At 63.1% G+C, this 20901-nt stretch carries 20 protein-coding genes and 1 other RNA gene; 6 read left to right on the top strand and 15 right to left on the bottom strand.

Features of this window, described 5'->3' with window-relative positions; all coding sequences use genetic code 11:
• Positions 1-38: 38 nt before the first annotated feature.
• From AC0L3N_RS15645 to AC0L3N_RS15620, 6 genes are all read right to left on the bottom strand, one after another.
• Positions 39-1553: a DegQ family serine endoprotease gene (locus tag AC0L3N_RS15645; RefSeq protein ID WP_473548434.1), complete on the bottom strand. Its 1515-nt coding sequence runs from the start codon at positions 1551-1553 to the stop codon at positions 39-41.
• Positions 1554-1695: 142 nt separating this feature from the next.
• Positions 1696-1881, bottom strand: coding sequence for a DUF2065 domain-containing protein (locus tag AC0L3N_RS15640; protein WP_473485296.1), 186 nt, complete (start codon positions 1879-1881; stop codon positions 1696-1698).
• A gap of 6 nt (positions 1882-1887) precedes the next feature.
• Positions 1888-2832, bottom strand: coding sequence for a protease modulator HflC (hflC, locus tag AC0L3N_RS15635; protein WP_473485295.1), 945 nt, complete (start codon positions 2830-2832; stop codon positions 1888-1890).
• On the bottom strand, positions 2832-3932 hold the full coding sequence (hflK, locus tag AC0L3N_RS15630; RefSeq protein WP_123151917.1) for an FtsH protease activity modulator HflK: 1101 nt from the start codon (positions 3930-3932) through the stop codon (positions 2832-2834). Before hflK ends, hflC begins: the two co-directional genes overlap by 1 nt.
• A 142-nt stretch (positions 3933-4074) precedes the next feature.
• A complete protein-coding gene (locus AC0L3N_RS15625; protein ID WP_123151918.1) occupies positions 4075-4593 on the bottom strand; it encodes a dihydrofolate reductase in 519 nt (172 codons plus the stop codon).
• Positions 4593-5606: a DUF4424 domain-containing protein gene (locus tag AC0L3N_RS15620; protein WP_123151919.1), complete on the bottom strand. Its 1014-nt coding sequence runs from the start codon at positions 5604-5606 to the stop codon at positions 4593-4595. The genes AC0L3N_RS15625 and AC0L3N_RS15620 overlap by 1 nt, the downstream gene beginning before the upstream one ends.
• A 269-nt stretch (positions 5607-5875) precedes the next feature.
• Between AC0L3N_RS15620 and cobF the strand changes: the two genes are divergently transcribed.
• Positions 5876-6649: a precorrin-6A synthase (deacetylating) gene (gene cobF / locus AC0L3N_RS15615; protein ID WP_123151920.1), complete on the top strand. Its 774-nt coding sequence runs from the start codon at positions 5876-5878 to the stop codon at positions 6647-6649.
• Between the two features lie 129 nt (positions 6650-6778).
• Here cobF and AC0L3N_RS15610 read toward each other — a convergent pair whose 3' ends face one another.
• The 6 genes from AC0L3N_RS15610 to AC0L3N_RS15585 form a co-directional block, all read right to left on the bottom strand.
• Positions 6779-7120 (bottom strand): winged helix-turn-helix domain-containing protein, encoded by a 342-nt coding sequence (locus AC0L3N_RS15610; RefSeq protein ID WP_095494709.1) that lies wholly within the window; start codon positions 7118-7120, stop codon positions 6779-6781.
• A gap of 89 nt (positions 7121-7209) precedes the next feature.
• Positions 7210-8322 (bottom strand): molybdenum ABC transporter ATP-binding protein, encoded by a 1113-nt coding sequence (gene modC, locus AC0L3N_RS15605; protein WP_473548433.1) that lies wholly within the window; start codon positions 8320-8322, stop codon positions 7210-7212.
• Entirely contained in the window at positions 8319-9023 is a 705-nt protein-coding gene (gene modB, locus AC0L3N_RS15600; protein ID WP_473548432.1) for a molybdate ABC transporter permease subunit, read from the bottom strand. The genes modC and modB overlap by 4 nt, the downstream gene beginning before the upstream one ends.
• A 13-nt stretch (positions 9024-9036) precedes the next feature.
• Entirely contained in the window at positions 9037-9834 is a 798-nt protein-coding gene (gene modA / locus AC0L3N_RS15595; protein WP_473548431.1) for a molybdate ABC transporter substrate-binding protein, read from the bottom strand.
• Between the two features lie 282 nt (positions 9835-10116).
• Positions 10117-10911, bottom strand: coding sequence for a thymidylate synthase (locus AC0L3N_RS15590; protein WP_473548430.1), 795 nt, complete (start codon positions 10909-10911; stop codon positions 10117-10119).
• A 171-nt stretch (positions 10912-11082) separates the two neighbouring features.
• Positions 11083-11394, bottom strand: coding sequence for a DUF2853 family protein (locus AC0L3N_RS15585; RefSeq protein WP_123151924.1), 312 nt, complete (start codon positions 11392-11394; stop codon positions 11083-11085).
• A 169-nt stretch (positions 11395-11563) separates the two neighbouring features.
• On the opposite strand from AC0L3N_RS15585, the gene ssrA reads away from it, so the two are divergent.
• Positions 11564-11921: a transfer-messenger RNA gene (gene ssrA / locus AC0L3N_RS15580) on the top strand.
• Between the two features lie 147 nt (positions 11922-12068).
• On the opposite strand, the gene AC0L3N_RS15575 is transcribed toward ssrA, so the two are convergent.
• Positions 12069-13274, bottom strand: coding sequence for a multidrug effflux MFS transporter (locus AC0L3N_RS15575; protein ID WP_473548428.1), 1206 nt, complete (start codon positions 13272-13274; stop codon positions 12069-12071).
• Positions 13275-13434: 160 nt separating this feature from the next.
• Between AC0L3N_RS15575 and AC0L3N_RS15570 the strand changes: the two genes are divergently transcribed.
• From AC0L3N_RS15570 to AC0L3N_RS15555, 4 genes are all read left to right on the top strand, one after another.
• Positions 13435-14124, top strand: coding sequence for a TetR/AcrR family transcriptional regulator (locus AC0L3N_RS15570; protein ID WP_123151926.1), 690 nt, complete (start codon positions 13435-13437; stop codon positions 14122-14124).
• Positions 14125-14242: 118 nt separating this feature from the next.
• Positions 14243-14776 (top strand): SspB family protein, encoded by a 534-nt coding sequence (locus AC0L3N_RS15565; protein ID WP_123151927.1) that lies wholly within the window; start codon positions 14243-14245, stop codon positions 14774-14776.
• A gap of 18 nt (positions 14777-14794) precedes the next feature.
• Complete coding sequence (locus tag AC0L3N_RS15560) at positions 14795-15040, top strand: DUF4169 family protein (RefSeq protein ID WP_123151928.1); 246 nt, start codon at positions 14795-14797, stop codon at positions 15038-15040.
• 20 nt (positions 15041-15060) lie between these two features.
• Complete coding sequence (locus AC0L3N_RS15555) at positions 15061-15288, top strand: ribbon-helix-helix domain-containing protein (RefSeq protein ID WP_023798778.1); 228 nt, start codon at positions 15061-15063, stop codon at positions 15286-15288.
• Positions 15289-15294: 6 nt separating this feature from the next.
• On the opposite strand, the gene AC0L3N_RS15550 is transcribed toward AC0L3N_RS15555, so the two are convergent.
• Both AC0L3N_RS15550 and AC0L3N_RS15545 read right to left on the bottom strand, forming a co-directional pair.
• Positions 15295-19371 carry an AsmA family protein gene (locus tag AC0L3N_RS15550; protein WP_473548426.1) on the bottom strand — a complete coding sequence of 1359 codons (4077 nt, stop codon included), beginning with the start codon at positions 19369-19371 and terminating at the stop codon, positions 15295-15297.
• 94 nt (positions 19372-19465) lie between these two features.
• Positions 19466-20878, bottom strand: coding sequence for an FAD-binding oxidoreductase (locus tag AC0L3N_RS15545; protein ID WP_473548425.1), 1413 nt, complete (start codon positions 20876-20878; stop codon positions 19466-19468).
• Positions 20879-20901: the final 23 nt, after the last annotated feature.

Below are 20901 nucleotides of genomic sequence, written 5' to 3'. Positions count from 1 at the left end.
TTTTCCCTCAAAATCAAAGTGTTGCGCCTTTACCGGACTCAATCCATCCGGATCGTCACAAACCGCAATTCGCCGGTCTTTGAAGCCAGCATCAGCAGCGCGTTCTTGCGTCCCTGCTCCTTTAACGCGGCAATCCGGTCCATGACATCCTTGGGCGTGGCGACCGATTCCTGCGCGATCTCGGTGATCACCTCGCCGGCCTGGATGCCGCGTTCGGCAGCGGCCGAATCCTTAGCGACATCAGTGATGACAACGCCGGAGACTTCGGCGGCAATGCCGAATTTCGTCCGCGTCTCGTCGTTGAGCTCGCCGACGGTCATGCCGAGCACGGAAACCGTCGAAACGGCAGGCGCCTCGTCGCCATTGTCCTTTTCGGTGTTGCCGTTCTCGCCGCTGGCAAGCTTTTCGCCATCTTCGAGCCGGCCGAGCGTCACCTTCACGGTTTGCTCGACGCCCTTGCGCACGATGACCACGTCGACAGCCTTGCCGACCGTGCTCTCCGCGACAACGCGCGGCAGGTCGCGCATTTCATTGACGTCCCTGCCGTCGAATTTGATGATGACGTCGCCCGCCAGGATGGTGCCGTTGTCGACAGGCCCGCCCTTGATGACGCCGGCAACCAGCGCGCCTTTGGCAGTCGCCATGCCGAGGCTTTCGGCAATGTCGTCCGTCACCGGCTGGATGCGCACGCCGAGCCAGCCGCGCCGCGTCTCGCCGAACTGGCGAAGTTGGTCGACGACGCCCAACGCGAGTTGCGAGGGAATGGAAAAGCCGATGCCGATCGAGCCGCCGGACGGCGAGATGATCGCCGTGTTGATGCCGATCACCTCGCCGTCGCTGTTGAACAGCGGCCCGCCGGAATTGCCGCGGTTGATCGCGGCATCGGTCTGGATGAAGTCGTCATAGGGACCGGAATTGATGTCGCGGTTGCGGGCCGAGACGATGCCGACCGTCACGGTGCCGCCGAGGCCGAACGGATTGCCGATCGCCATCACCCAGTCACCGACGCGCATCTTGCTGGAATCGCCGAATTTCACCGCCGTCAGTTTGTGCCCTTTTGGATCGACCTTGAGCACCGCCACGTCGGTCTTGGTGTCGGTGCCGACCAGCGTCGCCTTCAGCGTCACGCCGTCGGAGAAATTCACCTCGATGTCGTCGGCATCGGCGATCACGTGATTATTCGTCACCACGATGCCCTGCTCGGCGTCGACCACGAAGCCAGAGCCCAGCGACTGCACCTTTTGCGAGGGGTTGCCCTGTTCGCCGGGACGGTTCTTGAAGAAATCTTCGAAGAAATCCTGGAAGGGCGAGCCCTCCGGAAGCTGCGGCATCGGTACCGCGCCCGGGCCTTCCGTGCCCTTCACCCTCTGCGAGGTCGATATGTTGACCACAGCGCCGAGCAGGCCTTGCGCGAGATCAGCGACCGAAGCCGGGCCGTCTGCGGCGGCCGCAGGCGTCACCAGCGACGGGACGGTAGCGGCGCCGATAAGAAGTGCTGCAGCACCCGCGGTGAACGTCCGCCTCGCCGCGCGCAAAAACCTGTTGGATGTCATCGAGAAGTCTCCCGGTGTCTCTGAGAAGAAAAGCGCTCGCCGAAAACGCTGCGTCGAACCATGTTGGCAAGAAATACGGCACGTTTGCGGCCATGGTTATCGGCGGAGGATAAAACCTCCGTTATCCCGAAATCATAAACCGTCATCCACGCACCAGCCAGACGAGGCCGACGCCAACGGCGATGGCAATCAGCCCGGCGACCCGCAGCGCATTCTCCGGCATCGACAGAACTTCGCCGGCAAGTTTCTTTGCGAGGCCGGGAAAGCCGCCATAGACCAGGCCCTCTACCACGAGAACCAAGCCTATTGCCGCCAGAAAATCCTGCACCGGCCGTTACTGGCCGGTGCCTGGCTGCGCTGCCGGTGCAGCAGGTGCTGCGGGCGGCGCTGCCGGCGCAGCCGCGCCGGCGGGATTGCGGAAGAAACGGAAGAATTCCGAATTCGGCGACAGCACCATCGTCGTCCCAGTATTGTCCAGCGCCGTGCCGTAAGCATTCATTGACCGGTAAAAGTCGAAGAAGGCTGGATCGCGCTGGTAGGCATTCGCGAAGGTGGCGCTGCGTTGAGCTTCGCCTTCACCGCGCAGGATTTCAGACTCTCTCCGTGCCTCGGCGACGATCTCCACCACTTCGCGGTCGGCGCGCGCCCTGATGCGTTGCGCCGCCTCGTTGCCGCGCGCCCTCAGCCGCTCGGCTTCGGCCAGACGCTCAGCCTTCATGCGATCATATGTCTGTTGCGAGACTTCCGCCGTCAAATCGGTTCGGCGAATGCGGACATCCTCGATCTGCAGGCCGAGCGACGTGGCGTCGGGCCTCAGCTGGTCGCGCACTTCACGCATCATCACGGCTCGCTCTTCCGAGAGCGCCGCCTCGAAGTCGCGCAAACCGTAAACCCGACGCAAGGCGGCGTCGAGACGCGTCCTCAACCGTGCCTCGGCCAGTTCGATCTGGCCGGACACCGCGGAGCGGAACACGCGCGGATCGGAGATCCGATATGCGATGAAGGCGTCGACCTCATAGAACTTGCCGCCTGAAACCTGGACGCGGATGTTGTCGAGGTCGAAGCGCAGCACCCTGTTTTCGATCAACTGCACGCTGTCGGCGTCGAAGAAGGCGAACGGCGCCTTGAAGTAGATGCCCGGCTGGCTCTTGACGTCTACGATTTCGCCGAACCTGAGCACCAGCGCCTGCTGGCGCGCATTGACAACGAAGACCGACGAATAGAGCAGGAACAGGATAACCGCGGCGATGACGGCGATGATGGGAAGACGGTTGGCCATCACTGGGTTCCTCCGAGGACCGGCGCCGGCGCCTTCTGCTGCAGGGCAGGCAGCGGCAGATAGGGAACGACCCCTGGTCCGCTGCCTTGCTCGATAATGACCTTGCTGGAATCCTTCAGAACCCTCTCCATCGTTTCCAGATAAAGCCGCTGGCGCGTCACATCCGGCGCCTTGGCGTATTCGTCATAGACCGAGATGAAGCGCTGCGCCTCGCCTTCGGCCTCCTGCACGACCCGGTTCTTGTAGCCGGCCGCCTCCTCGCGGATCTGTGCGGCCTCGCCGCGCGCCTGGCCGAGCTTCTGGTTGGAATACTGGTTGGCCTGCTCGACGAACTTGTCCTCGTCCTGCTCGGCGCGCTGCACCTCGTCGAACGCGTCGGCCACTTCGCGCGGCGGTGCGGCATCCTCGATCGAAATCGCGTTGACGTTCAGGCCGGCCTGATAGCCGTCCAGCGTCGTCTGGATGATTTCGCGCACGGACGCCGCAATGCCCTCGCGATCATCGCGGAAGATGTCTTGCGCCGGCCGCCGACCGACCGCTTCGCGCATGGCGCTTTCGGCGACCTGCCGCAGCATGCCGTCGGGATCGGACACGTCGAACAGATAGGCCCTCGGATCGGAGACCTGATAGGCCACGGAGAACTGGACGTTGACGATGTTCTGGTCGCCCGAAAGCATCAGCCCTGAGCCGTTGCCGGAGGCCGTGCCGCCGCCGATGTTGACGAGTTGCTCGGCAATGTTGGCCGTCTCGACCGTCTCGATGGGCCACCAATGGAAATGCAGGCCTGGCTGCGAGAACTCCGCCTTTGGCACGCCGAACCTGAGTTCGACCGCAACCTCGTCGGGCTGCACGGTATAGACCGCCTTGAACGCCCACAGCACGACAAGCGCCGCCGCGATCAGCCCGAACACGGCTGGGCTGGCGCCACCGCCACCTGGCAACGCGCGCCGCAACCTGTCCTGGCCGCGCCGGATGATATCTTCGAGATCGGGAGGCGAGCCCTGCGGACCGCCAGGCCCCTTCGGTCCCTGCCCCCAGGGTCCTGGATTGTTGCCGCCGCCCCATGGGCCGCCACCGCCGCTTTTGTCATTCCAGGGCATGAATGTCCTTTCGTTCCCCCACGCGCCGGTCTGACGACGCAAAATCCAGTGTTGTTCTTCTATAGGGATGCGACGGCACGCTTTCAACGCGATCGGTCGTCGTCACCGTCCGTTTTGGACCGTCGCGACCCTTTAATGTCTCTCAATGCACGTCGCGGCGTCGCTCGTAAACCGAATAGCGTGTCGCATGACTATCCTTTTCACCGGCCGGAACGTCCTGCGTGCGGACAATGTGCCACAAATCCGGGTCGATCGGCGGGAAATGGGCGTCGCCGTCGACCGCGGCAAGGATATGGGTGACATGCAAGCGGTCGGCCAGCGGCAGCGCCTGGGCATAGATCTCACCGCCGCCGATGACGCAGATTTCGTCGGCGCCGGCCATGCAGCGCCCGCGCACCTTCGCCAGACTGATCGCCTCGTCGAGCGAATGCACGATTTCGACGCCCTCGGCGCGCCAGGCCCTGTCGCGGGTCACCACGATGTTGAGCCTGCCCGGCAGCGGCCGGCCGATGCCTTCATAGGTCTTGCGACCCATGATGATAGGTTTGCCCATCGTGTCGGCCTTGAACCGCTTGAGATCGCTGGAAAGCCGCCACGGCAAGCCGCCATCGCGCCCGATCACGCCGTTTTCGGCGATGGCGACATAGATCGCGACGTCCATCAGCCGCCGCTCCCGCCATCGCCCGAAGGCGCCAGCAGCAATATGTCGATGTCGTGCTCAGGGTAGAAATTTTCTGCCGTCATCTCGAAACGCGTCGGCCCGACTTTCCTGACGTTTTCGCCACAGAACGAGACCAGGTTTTTCGGATGGCCCTTGTCGACAGTCAGCTTGAACTTGCCGATGGAGCCCGTCGCCCAGTTGCCGCCAGTGGTCAGGATATAGGCGATGCGGTTTTCGAAGTATCTCGGGGTGCCGTCGGGATTACCCTTTGCCGCCTTGCGGATCGCATTCTCGAACGTGCCGTCCATGCAGTAACGGGTCTTGTAGGCGGCGTATTGGCCCTGGAACTGGCCGTCATAGAAGAAGCTGACCGAGGACGTGCCGCCGACGCTCGGCTTGTAGCGGTGTGCGACTTGGACTGCGCTGTTGGCTGGAAAGGTCGAGCGCCACCAGTAGGTCGAGCGCAATTGCCAGAACGGCACATAGGCGGTCTTCATGCCTGAACCGTCGTCGGTGGTGTCCTCGATGATGAGGCCGCGATCGATCCAGTCGTCGGTAACCGTTTGCGGCAGCTTTGCCAATGCCGCCCTGGCCGCGTCGCCGAACGGGTAGAACGGCACGTTTTGCGCCTTCAAATCGGCGCTGATGTCGATGCCGAGCGCAAACGCCTTCTGCTCGAGCTGCGGTTCTGCCGGCACGCCGTCGATCGTCACCTCGAAACCGAGGAAATTGTTGCTCTGGCCGTCGGGGATCGCCGGCATCTCGTTCGGATCGCCTTCGATGTCGGGCATCGGAAAGGCGACGATCGCGTCGACATCCTTGTCCGTGTTGTTTCGGAAGACGTAGTCGACCGTCACCTTTTCCGGCGAGATGTAGAGGTCCTCACTCTCCATGGCGACCGCGTCGCTGCGCGACAGGATCAGACCGCCCGTTCCCAATTCGGCGATCGAATCATTGGCGAATACGGGCGTGGCCGAGAGCGCCAGCGCGGCGGTCAGGACATAACGGAACATGGAAGCTCCTTTGGCGAGATGCCGGTATGACTCTATCGCACCAGCCCGACAATCGGAATCGATTTTCGAAACGCACGATGCTGGGATTTAAGGTGTTAGAGCGTACTTTGTGCGTTCGATTGGCCGCACGTCGCTCTAGCCGTTTCAACGTGGCATTTCAAAGCCCTTCCGTGCACTCGTCGGCGCTTGCGCACAAGCCATGACCACCGTGCCATCACCGTGCCAGGCTTGTCTGGACAGCGACGTTCCGATCGGGCAGGAGTTCGCCCATGCGCAAGCTTCTCGTCATCGGCATCGGCGCCGGCAATCCCGACCACATGACCGTGCAGGCCATCGGCGGCTTGAACCGCGCCGACGTGCTGTTCATTCCCGACAAGGGCGCGAAAAAGAACGATCTTGCAGAACTGCGCCGCCAGATCTGCGACCGCTTCGTCACCAATCCAGGCTCGCGCCGTGTCGAATTCGACGTGCCGGTGCGCGCCGAGCCGGCGCCCTCCTACCGCTCGACCGTCGATGACTGGCATGAGGCGATCGCCGCGACCTATGAAGACCTGATCCGCGACGAGCTTTCGCAAGATGGCTGCGGCGCCTTCCTGATCTGGGGCGATCCCTCGCTCTACGACAGCGCGCTGCGCATCCTGGAGCGTGTGCGCATGAGAGGCAATGTCGAGTTCGAGCTCGAGGTGATCCCCGGCATCACTGCTGTCCAGGCGCTCGCCGCCGGCCATAAGATAGCGCTGAACCGCATCGGCGACGCAATTCAGATCACCACCGGCCGCCGGCTTACCGAGGAAGGTTTGCCCGACAGTGCCGGCAGCACCGTCGTCATGCTGGACGGTAAATGCGCTTTCAATAGGCTGGACGACAAGGACCTCGTCATCCACTGGGGCGCCTATCTCGGCACGCCCGACGAGATTCTCATTTCCGGTCGCCTCGGCGATGTCGGCGACGAGATCGTGAAAACCCGCGACGAAGCCCGGCGGAAAAAGGGCTGGATCATGGACACTTATCTGCTGCGCAAGCCCGGCGAGCCGGAGGAGTAATGCATGTCGCGCAAAAGTGCGCAGCGGTTTTGCGATAACGACATGCATAAAAAAGAACCTAAAGCGCGTCGCATGAATCCGTTCAAATGCGACGCGCTTTAGGCTCGGCCGGTACAGATTCCACCGACCTCACCCAGCATCGATCTCCGCCTGTAGTGCCTCCATATGAGTGGCCGCCGCGGAAGCCGCAGCCCGTTCGATGGCTCGAAAGCGGCTGACCACCGCAAGCCCCACCGGAGTCAACTGGGCGCCGCCGCCCTTTTTCCCTCCGGTCTGCGCCGCGACCAGCGGCTTGCCGAACACCCGGTTCATGTCCTCGACGAGATCCCAGGCGTGTTTGTAGGACATTTCCATGCCGCGCGCCGCAGCCGAGATCGAGCCGAAAGCGGCGATCTGCTCCAGAAGCTCGATCTTGCCCGGCCCGATGCGCCCTTCTGGATCGAGGTTTATCCGCAAGCTCAGCGACGGCATTTGCTCCTCCGCAGTCACGCCACATCCATCCTAGAAGCTCTCCGGCGATACCGCTATTCTAAAATAATATAGCGACAATCATCCGCCGGTCATCCATCCGCCTCGACAGGCAGGCCGGCGGTCGTGTTCGCCCGGTCGAAGCTTACCGTCTTGACCACCGCGTAGACATTTCGGCCGGGCCGGAGTTTCAGCGTCTGTCGCGATTGCTCGGTGACCCGGGCAACCACGGTTGCGCCATTGCAGTCTATGCCGATCTCGACCGTAGGCCCTTCACCCGGCTCTATCGCCACGATCGTGCCCGGCAGGATGTTGAGCGCGCTGAGACCCGTCGGCTGTTCGATGGCGATCATCACATCGCGGGCACGGATGCGGATGCGCACCGGCGCACCGACCGGCATTGCCAGAAGCGGCACGCGGATCTCGCCCGCCGCCGAGCCAAGCACGGTCATGCCAAAGACTTCGTCGTGGCGCAGCACCGCGGTGTCCAGAACCGCGCCACCCTCGCCGCGCTCTTCCGCCGGCAACAGGTCGAGCCGCTGCATGATCGCCCCGGTCGGGCCGCACGCAGCGACTTTGCCCTGCGCCAGGACCACCACATCGCTTGCCAGCCGCGCCACTTCCGAGATCGAATGGCTGACATAGACGATCGGGATTTTCGTCTCGTCGCGCAGCCGCTCGATGTAAGGCAGGATTTCTGCCTTGCGGGCGTCGTCGAGCGAAGCCAGCGGCTCGTCCATCAGCAACAATCTTGGACTGGCGAGCAGCGCCCGGCCGATCGCCACGCGCTGTTTCTCGCCGCCGGAAAGCTTTGCCGGCCGCCGGTCGAGCAAAGGACCGATGCCGAGCAGGTCGACCACGGCATTGATGTCGGCGTAGCGTTCCGCCGTCGGCGTGAACCAGCGGCCGTAGCGCAGATTGCTGGCCACGCTCATATGCGGAAACAGCCGCGCGTCCTGGAACACCATGCCGATGCGGCGCTTGTGCTTCGGCACGAACAGGTGCGCATCCGTATCGACCAGCACACGGCCATCGGCCTCGATCCGCCCTTTGTCAGGCCGGATCAGTCCGGCAATCATGTTGATCAGCGTCGTCTTGCCGGAGCCCGAGGGCCCGAACAGCGCGGTCAGCCGCCCGGCGCTCCCGAAGCGGACGTCGAGCCCCAAATCTCCAAGCCGATGGCTGATATCGACCACGACCGTCATTCGATGTCCATCCGCTTGCCGACGCGCCGCGCCAGCACCTCCGATGCGACAAGTGCTGCCATCGAGATGACGATCGAGATCAGCGTCAGCCTGAGCGCTCCGGCATCGCCGCCCGGCACCTGCGTGAACGTGTAGACCGCCGACGGCAGCGTCTGCGTCTCGTTTGGGATGTTGGAAACGAAGGTGATCGTTGCGCCGAATTCGCCCATCGCCTTGGCGAAAGACAAGATCGCGCCGGTAATCAGGCCGGGCAGGATCAGCGGCAGCGTGATCGTCCCGAACACCCACAGCGGATTGGCGCCAAGCGTCCCGGCCGCCGCCTCGAATCTGCGATCGACCGCCTCGATCGACAGCCGGATCGCCCGCACCATCAAGGGAAAGCCCATGACAGCGCAGGCCAATGCGGCACCCGTCCAGCGAAAGGAGAAGACAATGCCGAAATGCTCGGCCAGAAAGGCTCCGGCCGGGCCGCGCCTGCCGAAGGAGAGCAGCAGCAGATAGCCGACAACCACCGGCGGCAGGATCAACGGCAGATGCACCAGCCCGTTGAGCAGCGTTTTGCCCCAGAATTGGCCACGGGCCAGCACAAGCGCGATCAATATGCCGGGCGGCAGGCTGGCGATCATCGCCACGGTCGCCACCTTGACGGACAGCCGGACCGCATTCCATTCGTCGGGAGTGAGGTCCAGCAACCAATTCATCTTTTGGTGTGCCTCAGTTGCTCGGCGTAAGGACCGTAAAACCTTGCGCCTTGAAGACCTCGCCTGCCTTGGCGGATTGCAGGCATTCCAGGAATGCCAGCGCATCCTTGTCCTTGGAATCCGCCATCTCGGCAACCGGATAGACGATCGACGGGTGCGAATCCTCCGGGAAGGTGCCGATCACTTTGACGCCGGGCTCGGCGGACGCGTCGGTGGCGTAGACGATGCCGAGTGCTGCCTCGCCTGTCGAGACCAGCTTGAGCGCTGCGCGCACGTTCTCGGCCTGTGCCACCTTGCCTTCGATCGAGGACCAGACGCCGAGCGATTCAAGTGCGGCCCTGCCATATTTGCCGGCCGGCACCGCTTTGAAATCGCCCATGGCAAGCCTGCCGTCGCCGATCAGCCCAGCAAGATCAAAACCCTTTTCGATCCTGGTTTCGACCGACGAATCCTTCGGCGCCACCAGCACGATTTGGTTGCCGAGCAACTTCACTTCGGTATCCGGCTTGGTCAGCTTCTTGTCGGACAGATATTTCATCCAGTCGAGGTCGGCTGAGATGAAGACATCGGCTGGCGCGCCGCCCTCGATCTGCTTGGCCAATGCAGAGCTTGCCGCATAGGAAATGATCGCCGCCTCGCCGACATCGGCCTCGCAGGCGGTGTTCACGGCATCCAGTGCGTTCTTCATGCTTGCCGCGGCGAAGACGATCAGTCTGTCATCCGCATGGGCAATCGGCATGGCGGCGATCAACATCGCTGCGAGACCGCCAATGGCGGGTGCCTTCAATCCGAAACCCTTGCGCACCAGCATGAACTCTCCTGGGGCTTGAAAAAATCCGATCGGCGCCAGCCAATCGATATATCCATCTGAATATAACAAGGGAACGGCATTTGCCAGACTCAGCCCGAACAATGGCCCCGCTAATGGCATTGCGTGTTGCCGCCACCGCTCACGATAAATAGCAGTGCATACAGCGCAACGTTGCAGGCCGACGTGGATCAAAGCATCGGATACAGTACTCGCGGCGGACGACCCAGCACCGCCACGGAGCAATTTCGAGACAGGGTAAAGTAGAAGCCCGATGTTTGCGGCTCACACCGCGATGGGCGCCTTGATCGTCGCATCGGCGAGGTAGTTTTCCAACCGGAAATTTTCAAAGCTGAAGGCAAAGAGGTCCTTCACCTCCGGATTGATCCATAGCGTCGGCAGCGCCTTGGGCGTGCGCCGCAGCTGTTCGCGCGCTTGTTCGAAATGGTTCGCGTAAAGATGCGCATCGCCCAGCGTATGGACGAAGTCGCCGGGTTTCAGCCCCGTCACCTGCGCCACCATCAAGGTGAGCAGCGCATAGGAAGCGATGTTGAACGGCACGCCGAGAAAGATATCGGCGGAACGCTGGTAAAGCTGGCAGGAAAGCCTGCCCTCCGAGACATAGAACTGGAACAGGCAATGACAGGGTGGCAGCGCCATGGCTTCCACTTCGGCCGGGTTCCACGCCGAAACGATCAGCCGTCGGGAATTAGGATTCTTGCGTATCTCCTTCAAGAGATTGGCAATCTGGTCGATGGCGCCGCCATGGCCGTCCGGCCAGGAGCGCCATTGCTTGCCATAGACCGGGCCGAGGTCGCCATTCTCGTCGGCCCATTCGTCCCAGATCGAGACGCCGTGATCGTTGAGATATCTAATGTTAGTGTCGCCGGCCAGGAACCACAGAAGTTCATGCACGATCGACTTCAGGTGAAGCTTCTTGGTGGTGGTGACCGGAAAGCCGCGCGCAAGGTCGAAGCGCATCTGATAACCGAACACCGAGCGCGTTCCGGTGCCGGTGCGGTCGCCGCGATCGGTGCCGTTTTCCAGCACGTGCTTCAAGAGGTCGAGATACTGGCGCATCGGCTTCTGCTCGATTCGGGGCTGGATTCGGGTTACCGGCCATCATAACCGACTGGCTGCCGGCCGAACATGTCAAAGTGCAGAATGTTCCCACAGGCGCCTACATTGTGGGCCGGCGTGGAAATCGCGCCAGCATTCCGCCGATGCAGGATGCCTGATGCAGGACGGTTGTCAGAGGCTGGCGAGCTTACCCAGATCCTTGGCGACCAGGTAATAGAACGTCACGCGGCTCTTGGTGTTGTCGGCCTCCATCGCCTTACAGGTCTTTTCGATGGCGGCGTCCGCCTTGCTGCCGTCGGCGATGCCGAGCTTTTTGGCGACCCAGTTCGTTTTGACGCGATCGAGTTCCTTGGGGTCCGTGCAGGATACCAGCGAGGAATCCCGATTCCTCAGCGCAATGCCCAAATGTTTCACGATCTTGGCGACCGCGTCGGCATCTGCCGCGGCGTCGTATTTCTTCACGTCTGCGAGATAGTCGGCCATCAAAATTCCCCTCGTCGGCGCCACGGGATCGGGTCGATGAGGGTCGTGGCGCGCTGCCGCAAAATGTACGCTAAGTCGGTAACTCCTCACCGCCGCAAGCTTCGGTTGAGACCGTTGACAAGTCAAGCCTTCGCGAGGCTGTTTGACACAACGAGAAGGCATCAATTGAGGCCTTTCATTTTCCACGATCGGTCCCTATATCTGTTTCGTCGGCTCGACCGACTATGGCGATAAACAGGCGATGAAATAAGCCGTTCGGACCCGGGGGCGGTACCCGGCGCCTCCACCAAAAACCGCTTTATCGAAGAGCGGCTTTTGCTGGGGGCGAAATAGGATCGACGAAGGTGTAAAGATCGTACTTTTGCCCGGCATTGTACCACCGTTATCGGGCTAAACTTATAGTTGCCAACGACAACTATGCGGAAGCACGTCTCGCCGCGTAAGCGGTGCGATAGCTTCAATTCAAGCCCTAGTGGTTCGCACTTCTAGGCGGGGTTCGGAGGTACCTGGCAACAGAAACCTCCACTTCTTCCCTTCGATACGATTACGGCAGCATGCTCGCTGGCCACGCTCTTGCGCTATTTCCTTCGCGACGCTGTCTTGCTGTCCTGGGAACTGCGACATGAAAAAGGCCGGGACTGACCCGGCCTTTTCATGCTCTCGCTGGAAAGCATCTACTCTGCCGGCGCTTCGACAACCTCCCGCCCACGGCCGAGCGTCACCTTGGCCAGCATGAAGGAGATCACCGCGCAAAGCGTGATGCCGGCCACCATCGGCAGCGGCGTGCCGTCGAAGAACACGCCGGCGATGCCCATGGCCACCGCACCGATGGCGAAGTGCAGCGTGCCCATCAGCGCCGAGGCCGTGCCGGCGATCGCGCCATGCTCCTCCATCGCCAGCACCGACGTCGTCGGGATCACCAGGCCGAGGAACCCGTAGCCGACGAACAGCAGCACCGCCATCACATCGAGCCGGTCGACGCCGGACGCCATCACCGCGAACAGCACCACCATCGTCGTCGCATAGCCGACCACCGCGACCCGCACCACCGGCCTTAGCCCGAACCGTTCGGACAGCAGCCCCGTCAACTGCGACATGCCGATGAAGGCGACCGCGTTGATCGAGAAGAACACGCTGTAGACCGACGGCGACAGCCCGTAGTGATCTATCAGGATGAAAGAGGAGCTCGAGAGATAGACGAAGAAGCTCGCCAGCCCGAAGCCACCGATGGCCGCCAGGCCAAGGAAGTTGCGGTCGCCCATCAGGAAGCGATAGGCCGAGAGCGCGGTGCCGAACGAACTGCTTGCACGCGCCTCGACCGGCCGCGTCTCCTTGAGCGAGGTCGCCAGCAGGATGGTGGCGAGCACCGCCCCACCCGTTACCGTCCAGAATACGGCACGCCAGCCGAAATTCTCGATGATGACGCTACCGGTCAGCGGCGCCAGGATCGGCGACACCGAAAACACCAGCATCAAGAGCGACATCAGCTTGGCAGCCTCGGTGCCGGTGTGCAGGTCACGCACGATGGCGCGCGGCACCGCCATGCCTGCGCTGGCGCCGAGCCCTTGCAGGAAACGGAAGGCGATCAGCCATTCGACCGAGGGTGCCAGCGCCGAGCCGATGCCGCCGACCATGAACAGTGCGAGGCCGCCATAGAGCGGCAGCTTGCGCCCGACCATGTCGGAGATCGGTCCGACGACGATCTGGCCAAAACCCATGGACAGAAAGAAGATCAGCAAACTCATCTGCACGGCAGCGGTGCTGGCCTGCAGATCCGCGCCGATCGAAGGCAGCGCCGGAAGATACATGTCGATGGCGAACGGGCCGATGGCGGACAACAGGCCGAGCACGACCGCGATGTGGAGGAATTGGGGACTCATGATAGCGGGTTTCTTTCAAATCTGGTTTGCCGACCGGCGTGTAATCCTAGGACGTATCATCCCGTGAAATTCCGACTTCCTGCGGAGGAAATTCCTTTAAGCTAAGTCCATAAATTTAGACACTCTTGTCTAATTCGTCAATCACCTCTATATAGTTTTCATGAAGCACGACGTTTCTCCTGACACCATCCCGCCACGCGGCCATGAGGCCAAGCGCGCCTCCATCATGGACGCTGCCGGCGAGGTGTTCTGCCGCGAAAGCTTCGCCGGCGCCAATATCGACATGATTGCCGCCGAGGCCGGCGTTTCGCGCCAGACGATCTACAACCACCATGGCGATAAGGAGAAACTCTTCGTCGCCATCGTCCGCGACCTTACCGAGCGCTGCAATGCCGGCATCTTCGCCACCATTTCCACCTTTCCGGATCAGCCGAAGGATCTCGAGGCCGATCTGATCGCTTTTGCTGTGCGTATGAACCGCAACTGTATCTGCAACCGCGATGGAAAATTCCTGCGCAAGCTGATCCAGACCGAGGGCGAGCGCTATCCCGAGCTCTTTGCCGAATGGCGCGAACAGGGACCGGGCAGGACATGGCCGGCTATCGCCGCCCGTTTCGCCCGCCTCGCCCATGCCGGTTTCCTCGACATCGAGGATCCCGACGTCGCAGCCCGCCAGTTCCTGGCCCTTGCCAATGCCGAATTGCAGACGACCTTCATGCTTGGCGGCACGCCGACCGATGATGAGGTGCTGCAATCGGCGACACATGGCGTGCGCACCTTCCTGCGCGCCTTCGGCAAGCGGCAGCCGGCGGCCGACGCGCAAAAGCACAGCGCGCTCGCTGGCGCCTGAGCGATCAAATCTGAGGCATGCCCTCTCGCATCTGCGCTGCCGGCGTCTATATCCGGTTTACGCCGCGCTCAAGCTTGATTACAGCTATGCGGACGATTCAACGGAACCCGACAGCCACATGGCCGACGACCACATTCGCTACGACATTCTGGCCCAGGAGGCATTGCGCGGCGTCATGCGCAAGGTCCTGGCCGAGGTCGCGCGCACTGGGCTTCCCGGCAACCATCATTTCTTCATCACTTTCCTGACCGGCGCCCCGGGCGTGCGCGTATCTTCCCGCTTGCGCGAGCGCTATCCCGAACAGATGACCATCGTCATCCAGTTCCAGTATTGGGACCTGAAGGTGACCGACACCGGCTTCGAGGTCGGGCTGTCTTTCTCCGACGTGCCGGAAAAGCTGGAAATCCCGTTCTCGGCCGTGCGCGGCTTTTACGACCCGTCCGTCAATTTCGAGCTCGAATTCGACGTGAAGACGGAGACCTCGGCAGAAGAGGAGTTGGCCGGCCAGCCCGCTTCCGAACCGCTGGCCGCCGTCGCCGAGAAAAAGCCGGAAAAGAAGAAGACCGCTGAGGCCGAAAAGAAGCCTGCCGCGGCCGACGCCGCCGCCAAGGGCGCCGAAGTGGTGTCGCTCGACGCCTTCCGCAAGAAGTGATCCGACGGGCCGCGCGATATGGCCGACATCGTCAATCTCCGCCAGGCCCGCAAACAGAAGGCACGAGCCGAGAAGGGGCGCCTGGCCGAACAGAACCGGACGCTGCACGGCCGTTCCAAGGCCGACCGTGAGCGTGACAGTCTGATCGCCGACAAGGCAGAAAAGTTTGTCGCCGGCCATCGCCGCGAAGCCTCTGGCGATCCGGATTCCCCGAGCATCGGACCGAAAAGTGCGCCGCGGTTTTCGGATAAATCCGATGCTTGAAGTGAAATGAGTCACGTCCGGTGAGCCCGGTCGAGAAACGCTCGGTGACCATTCGCGGCCATCGCACCAGCTATTCGCTCGAAAAGCCGTTTTTCGACGATCTCGTCGCCATCGCGGCCGCGCGCAAACTGACGCTCGCCGCCCTCGTCGCCGAAATCGACGAGGCCCGGCCGCGCGATGCCAACCTGTCCTCGGCGCTCAGGCTCTACGTCCTGGATTGGGCGAAGCGAGGGATGAAACCGGTCTAGGTGGAGCTATCCGCCGCCCAGCGACTTCAGCAGATTGTCGATCGACGAAGGTTCAAGCGTGGGTTTTGGCGCGGATCCTGCTGGCGGCTGGTTGTCATTGGCCGGCGGCTGACGCGCGCGCTCGATTTTCTGCGCCTGCTCAGCCGCCGCCCTGCGCCGGGCGTCGAGCTTTGCCTGTTGTTCCGCAGCGATCCGCCTCGCCTCTTCCGCTTTCCGGCGTTGCTGTTCCTCGGCTTTCGCCGCCTCGTCCGCCGCTTTTTGCGCCGCCTTGGCTCTCGCTTCGGCATCCGCTCTGGCCCTTGCCTCCGCCTCGGCCTTGGCTTTGGCCTCCGCTTCAGCCCTCGCCCTTGCCTCCGCCTCGGCCTTGGCTTTGGCCACGGCTTCAGCCCTCGCCCTTGCCTCCGCCTCGGCCCTGGCTTTGGCCACGGCTTCAGCCCTCGCCCTTGCCTCCGCCTCGGCCCTGGCTTTGGCCTCCGCTTCGGCTCGAGCCTTTGCCTCGGCTTCAGCCTTCGCCCTGGCATCTGCCTCGGCTTGCAGCCGCGCCGCCTCCTGCTGCTTGCGCAATTCCTCGGCTGCCCTCTCACGCTCGGCTTGCAGGGCCGCGTAGTAACGCACCTCGCGCCGCAGCCGCTGTTTTTCAAGCAGCGCCGCCTGCATGGCCTCGACCCGCTGCTGTTCCTTTTCCAGCGCGCGCTGGGTCAGGAACTGCGCCAGCGGCTCACTGTCGAATTGCCGCTTCGCGGCGCCGAACGGCCCGTCGACGCTGAAATTCACAGTCGGATCGGAGCCGACCAGCGCTTCGTCGCCGGGCCGATAAGTGATCGAACCACTGGCGGCGACCGTGCTGGCGTTCAGGTCCGCCGTGATGTCGGCGGACAGCTTCGCCGCCGGATTTTCCAGGTTGACCGGCGGTGCCCTCAGCGTGCCGCCGGCAATTGTGAAGGCGATGTCGGTATCCCCAGCCGGAAAACTGCCGTCCGCGGCGATCTGCGGCGCGAACCCGGCAGTCTTGGCCGCATCGATATCGCGCCCGATCGCGTCGGCCTTGGCGATGAAGGCGCCAAAGGCGTCGGGATTGACGCCGGCAATGGTCAAGCTCTTCAGCGCCGCCGTGCCGGAACCGGACAGCGCCGTAACCATCGCATCGACCGATTTGCCACTGGTCGAAAGCGCCGCCGAGAAATCGCCGCTTCCGCTGAATCCGGCCTCTGGCAGCACGGTGGCCAGATCGGCGCCGGCAAGTTTCATCTGGCCGGAGAAAAGCCCGGTGCCGTCATTGTTCTTCAGCTCGAACAGCCCGGAAAGCGCACCGCCGGCGAACTTTGCCTTGAGGTCCGAAACGCGGATGCCTTCCTGGTCGAGCTTCAGCGAAAGCGCCGCGTCATAGGCCGTGGCAAGCGGGCCGGCGACCAGCGAGGCCGTGGTCAGGTCGAGTTCGGCGGTGAACGGCAGGCTGGACTTCTGGCTGAACGGGGCGGTCGGCCAAGCCCTGCCGGCGCCCAGGAAGGCCTGGTCACCAAACAGCGCCACCGCCATCGGGTCGAGATCCAGCTCATCGAGTACCAGCGCGCCGGCAAGATGCGGCAGCCCGTCCTTGACGTCGACATTGACGTCGCCGGAAACCGCCAACTCGTTGATGGCGCCGCTGAGGCCGGACAGCACCAGAAGGCCGTTGCCGAAATCGGCGTCGGCCGCGAGCCACGTCGACATGCCTGTCCCCATGCCCGGCAAGCCGACGCCTGTCGTCATCAGCCACGGCTCGATGTCGGCAGCCTCCAGACTGACCTTGCCCTTGGCTGTGGGGCCTTGTGGCGTGCCGGCGAATGTCCCGTCGAAACCGGCTTTGAAGTCGTTGCCGATGAGGTTGAAGCTCGTCGCCATGCCGCCGCCAAGCGTGCCTTTCGCCGAAACATCGGTCGTCGCCTCGCCAAGCATGCCGAGCGGCAGCGCCGGTAGGCCGTAAAGCGCCAGAAGCGCGGTGGCGTCGGTATTCCTGGCGTTGAAGGTCACGGACACCGGCGCCTCGAGAAGCCGATCGGCCAGTCCTTTGCCGGACAGCGATCCTGAAAACGCCGAGCCGCCTGCCCTGCCTTGCGCGCTGACCGCCAGTCCCGTCGTGCCGTCGCCATTGGCGGCGGCACTCGTCACCAGATCGATGCGCGCATTCTGGAACAGCTCGGGATAGGCGGCCACACGCCCCGCCAGCCCTTTCAGCACGGCATTGTCCGGATAGTGCTTCGCCGCGACATCGACCAACGGCTTGAGATCGACGGCGACCACCGAGGCATCGAGCTTACCGGTCGGGCTCGCTGGGAAATCCTTGATCCGGCCGGTGGCGCTGATCGAGGCGCCGGCAAGCCCGCCGACCGAGAGACGGTCGATTTCAAGCAGCCCGTCGCGGAGCCTGAGCGCCGTATCGACCGTATCGGCGGTCAGCCCGCCGGCACTGACCGGCCCGGCCTTGATCTGGAAATCGAGGTCGCGGTCGGAAAAACGGTTGGCGCCCTTGTCGCTGATGAAGATCGAGGCGAAGGCGGCGAGGCCGTCGACATCGAGCTCGCCGCCTTCGAGCCGCATCAGCACCGACGGCCTGGCGTCGTCGGGCTGGCTGGAATCGATGCGACCGGAAAATTTCGCCTTGCCAAGAACGAGTTCGAGGTCGCTGAAGGCCTGCCGCTTCCCGGTCAGGTCGACCTTGGCCTTGAAGCCGGCGGCCGGCAGCCGGCGGATCGCTTCGTCGACATCTTTCGACAGCCAGGCGGCAAAGCCGGAAGGTTGCCCCACCGCCAGAAGCAGCGAACCGGTGAAGCCGAAATCATCCTCGACACTGAGCATACCGTTTGCTTCCAGCCTGGCGCGGCCCGGGAGCGTCGCGCCCAGCGACTTCACCGACCAGCCGGCATCGGCCGGCTCGGCGGAAAGGCGCACGTCACGAACCGTCGTGTCGCCGGCCACCACCGCCGGCAGCTTCACCTCGACGGTGCCCGGTATGGTCGGCCTGGGCAGATCGAGCAGCGCCTGCTCCAGCGCCGCGACGCGCGCCGACAGCGTCAGTCCGGTGCCGGTCGCGGCGCCGACGGCTTCATCGAACTGCACCTGCGCGCCATCGGCCTCGATCGAAAAGCTTGGGTGCGGCCCAAGCTCGACGGCAGCCCTGCCGTCGGCGGTGTAGGGATTATCGAGCGGCCCGGTCTCGAAGCGGAATTCGTCGACACCAAGCTTCCGGTGATCGAGCGAGAACTTGCCGTTCACCCTGAACCCCGGCTCCGGCTTGGCCGCGCTGGCCTTCATCGCCTCACCGTCGGTGTCGCCAAGCCGCGCCGGACTTTTGTCGGCACCATTCTTGTCGGTACCTGCGACCTTGAACTGACCCGAATAAATGGCGGCGCCGTTGACGATTCCGGCATTGCCATCCGCTTCGATGATCAGCGGATAGGCGTCCGGATCGGCCTTGAGCCGGAGCCGCATCTGCCCATCGCTGCCGGCCTTGCCGGTGGAGGCGACGACCGTGCTGCGCAGGCCGTCGAGCCGCAGCGAACCATCCATCCGCCATGGTCCAGCCAGCGATTTGGCAGAGATCGTCGAATTGATCTCCGAAAGCAGGTGGCTGCGCCCGCCGGCGGCATGGCGCAGCGCGATCTCTCCGTCGGTCACCGTCAGCTTTTCGATCGAGATCTGGCTGGGATCGAAGGGCGAGGACGGGCGTATCGCCCAGTCGACCGTGCCGTCGGCGGCAATGTCGATCGTCGCCCTCGGCCGCACCAGCCGCATGTCGAAGATCAGCACCTCGCCGCTCAGGAAGGGCGCCAGTTCCGCATCCATCGAAAAGGTCTCGACGGTCATTGCCGGCTGGCCACCGGGGCCGCCGGCAACGGTGACATTCGAGAAGGTCACCGAAGGAAACGGCAGCAGTTTCGCTGTCGCATCGCCCTGAACGGTGACCTTGCGGCCCAGAATGGCGCTCGCCTCGCGTTCGAAATCGGCACGGTAGCTTGTCCAGTCGACAAAATACGGCACCACCAGCGCCGCACACAGCACCAGCACGAAAAAGCCACCGAAGAAAACGAACAGGCGTGCGAGCATCAACTCCCAAGCAGTTGATTGAAAATCAGCCGCACTCTACCCGCATCAGCGTGTTGATAAAGAGGCAAATCGATCGCCCTAAGAGCAAAAAGCTCTAGTCGGCTGGCAGTATCTTCCCAGGGTTCATGATATCAAGCGGGTCGAGCGCCTGCTTGATCGTGCGCATGATGTCGACGCTGTGGCCAAGTTCATGGCGCAGGAAGCCGACCTTGCCTTGTCCGATGCCGTGCTCGCCGGTACAGGTTCCATCCATGCCGATCGCCCGCATGTTTAGCCGCGCGACAAACTCTTCCGTCGCGGCGATTTCCTTCGGATCGTCCGCGTCCATCAGCACCAGTACATGGAAATTGCCGTCGCCGGCATGGCCGACGATCGGCGCGATCAGCCCCATCTCGGCGATGTCGGCTTCGGTTTGCGTGACGCATTCGGCAAAGCGCGAGATCGGCACACAGACGTCGGTTGACAGCCCCTTGGCGCCCGGCCGCAGCGTCAGCGACGACCAGTAGGCATCGTGCCTGGCCTTCCACAGTTTCGTTCGCTCTTCGGCGACGCTGGTCCACAGGAATGGTCCGCCGCCATATTCCTCGGCGATCATGCCGAAGGTTTCGGCCTGCTCGGCAACGCCGGCGTCGCTGCCATGGAACTCGACGAACAGGCACGGGCTTTCGGGATAATCGAGTTTCGAATAGCTCTTCATCGCCCGCATCTGCAGCGCATTCACCAGTTCGATGCGTGCCACCGGAATGCCCATCTGGATTGTCGCGATCACCGCGTTGCAGGCCGCCTCGACGCTGGGAAACGGGCAGACGCCACCGGAAATCGCCTGCGGAATGCCCTGCAGCTTCAGGGTCAGCTGGGTGATGATGCCGAGCGTGCCTTCAGAGCCGATCAGGAGCCGCGTCAGATCGTAGCCGGCCGAGCTCTTTTTTGCGCGCTTGCCGGTCGTCACCGTCTCGCCGTCGGCCATCACCGCCGTCAGCGACAGAACATTCTCGCGCATCGTGCCGTATCGCACCGCATTGGTGCCCGACGCGCGCGTTGCCGCCATGCCGCCGAGCGATGCATTTGCGCCCGGATCGATGGGAAAGAACAGGCCGGTGTCGCGCAGATGGCGGTTGAGATCCTCGCGCGTCACACCGGGCTCGACCGTGCAGTCGAGGTCCTGCGGGTTGACCGCGAGGATGCGGTTCATCCGCGACATATCCAGCGAGATGCCGCCGCCCGGCGCGTTGGTATGGCCTTCCAGCGAGGAGCCGACGCCGAAGGCGATCACCGGCACGCGGTGCGCGGCGCAGGTCGACACGATCTCCTGCACCTCCGCCGTCGTCTCCGGAAACGCCACGCCATCCGGCGCCTGGGTCGGAATGTAGGTGGTGGTATGCGCGTGCTGGGCGCGGATCGCCTCGCCGGTCTGGAACCGCTCGCCGAGCCGCTGCTTGAGGATGCCAAGCACAGCGGCGATGCCTTCTTCGTTGCGCTCGACCGGATTGAGGTCGCTCAGAGCCATCTATTCCTCCGCGAATGGACCAG

This window comes from Mesorhizobium sp. WSM4807, from assembly GCF_055811615.1.
This window is presented reverse-complemented; position numbering and strand designations above follow the sequence as displayed.

Coding starts and splice junctions, on each gene's coding strand:
- AC0L3N_RS15620 (WP_123151919.1), bottom strand. CDS start 5,606: ATGTTCCGTTATGTCCTGACCGCCGCGCTGGCGCTCTCGGCCACGCCC.
- AC0L3N_RS15545 (WP_473548425.1), bottom strand. CDS start 20,878: ATGGCTCTGAGCGACCTCAATCCGGTCGAGCGCAACGAAGAAGGCATC.
- AC0L3N_RS15590 (WP_473548430.1), bottom strand. CDS start 10,911: ATGCGCCAGTATCTCGACCTCTTGAAGCACGTGCTGGAAAACGGCACC.
- modC (WP_473548433.1), bottom strand. CDS start 8,322: ATGACGGTCGTGGTCGATATCAGCCATCGGCTTGGAGATTTGGGGCTC.
- AC0L3N_RS15560 (WP_123151928.1), top strand. CDS start 14,795: ATGGCCGACATCGTCAATCTCCGCCAGGCCCGCAAACAGAAGGCACGA.
- AC0L3N_RS15645 (WP_473548434.1), bottom strand. CDS start 1,553: ATGACATCCAACAGGTTTTTGCGCGCGGCGAGGCGGACGTTCACCGCG.
- AC0L3N_RS15575 (WP_473548428.1), bottom strand. CDS start 13,274: ATGAGTCCCCAATTCCTCCACATCGCGGTCGTGCTCGGCCTGTTGTCC.
- cobF (WP_123151920.1), top strand. CDS start 5,876: ATGCGCAAGCTTCTCGTCATCGGCATCGGCGCCGGCAATCCCGACCAC.
- modA (WP_473548431.1), bottom strand. CDS start 9,834: ATGCTGGTGCGCAAGGGTTTCGGATTGAAGGCACCCGCCATTGGCGGT.
- AC0L3N_RS15625 (WP_123151918.1), bottom strand. CDS start 4,593: ATGGACGTCGCGATCTATGTCGCCATCGCCGAAAACGGCGTGATCGGG.
- AC0L3N_RS15550 (WP_473548426.1), bottom strand. CDS start 19,371: ATGCTCGCACGCCTGTTCGTTTTCTTCGGTGGCTTTTTCGTGCTGGTG.
- modB (WP_473548432.1), bottom strand. CDS start 9,023: ATGAATTGGTTGCTGGACCTCACTCCCGACGAATGGAATGCGGTCCGG.
- AC0L3N_RS15570 (WP_123151926.1), top strand. CDS start 13,435: ATGAAGCACGACGTTTCTCCTGACACCATCCCGCCACGCGGCCATGAG.
- AC0L3N_RS15565 (WP_123151927.1), top strand. CDS start 14,243: ATGGCCGACGACCACATTCGCTACGACATTCTGGCCCAGGAGGCATTG.
- hflC (WP_473485295.1), bottom strand. CDS start 2,832: ATGGCCAACCGTCTTCCCATCATCGCCGTCATCGCCGCGGTTATCCTG.
- hflK (WP_123151917.1), bottom strand. CDS start 3,932: ATGCCCTGGAATGACAAAAGCGGCGGTGGCGGCCCATGGGGCGGCGGC.
- AC0L3N_RS15585 (WP_123151924.1), bottom strand. CDS start 11,394: ATGGCCGACTATCTCGCAGACGTGAAGAAATACGACGCCGCGGCAGAT.
- AC0L3N_RS15610 (WP_095494709.1), bottom strand. CDS start 7,120: ATGCCGTCGCTGAGCTTGCGGATAAACCTCGATCCAGAAGGGCGCATC.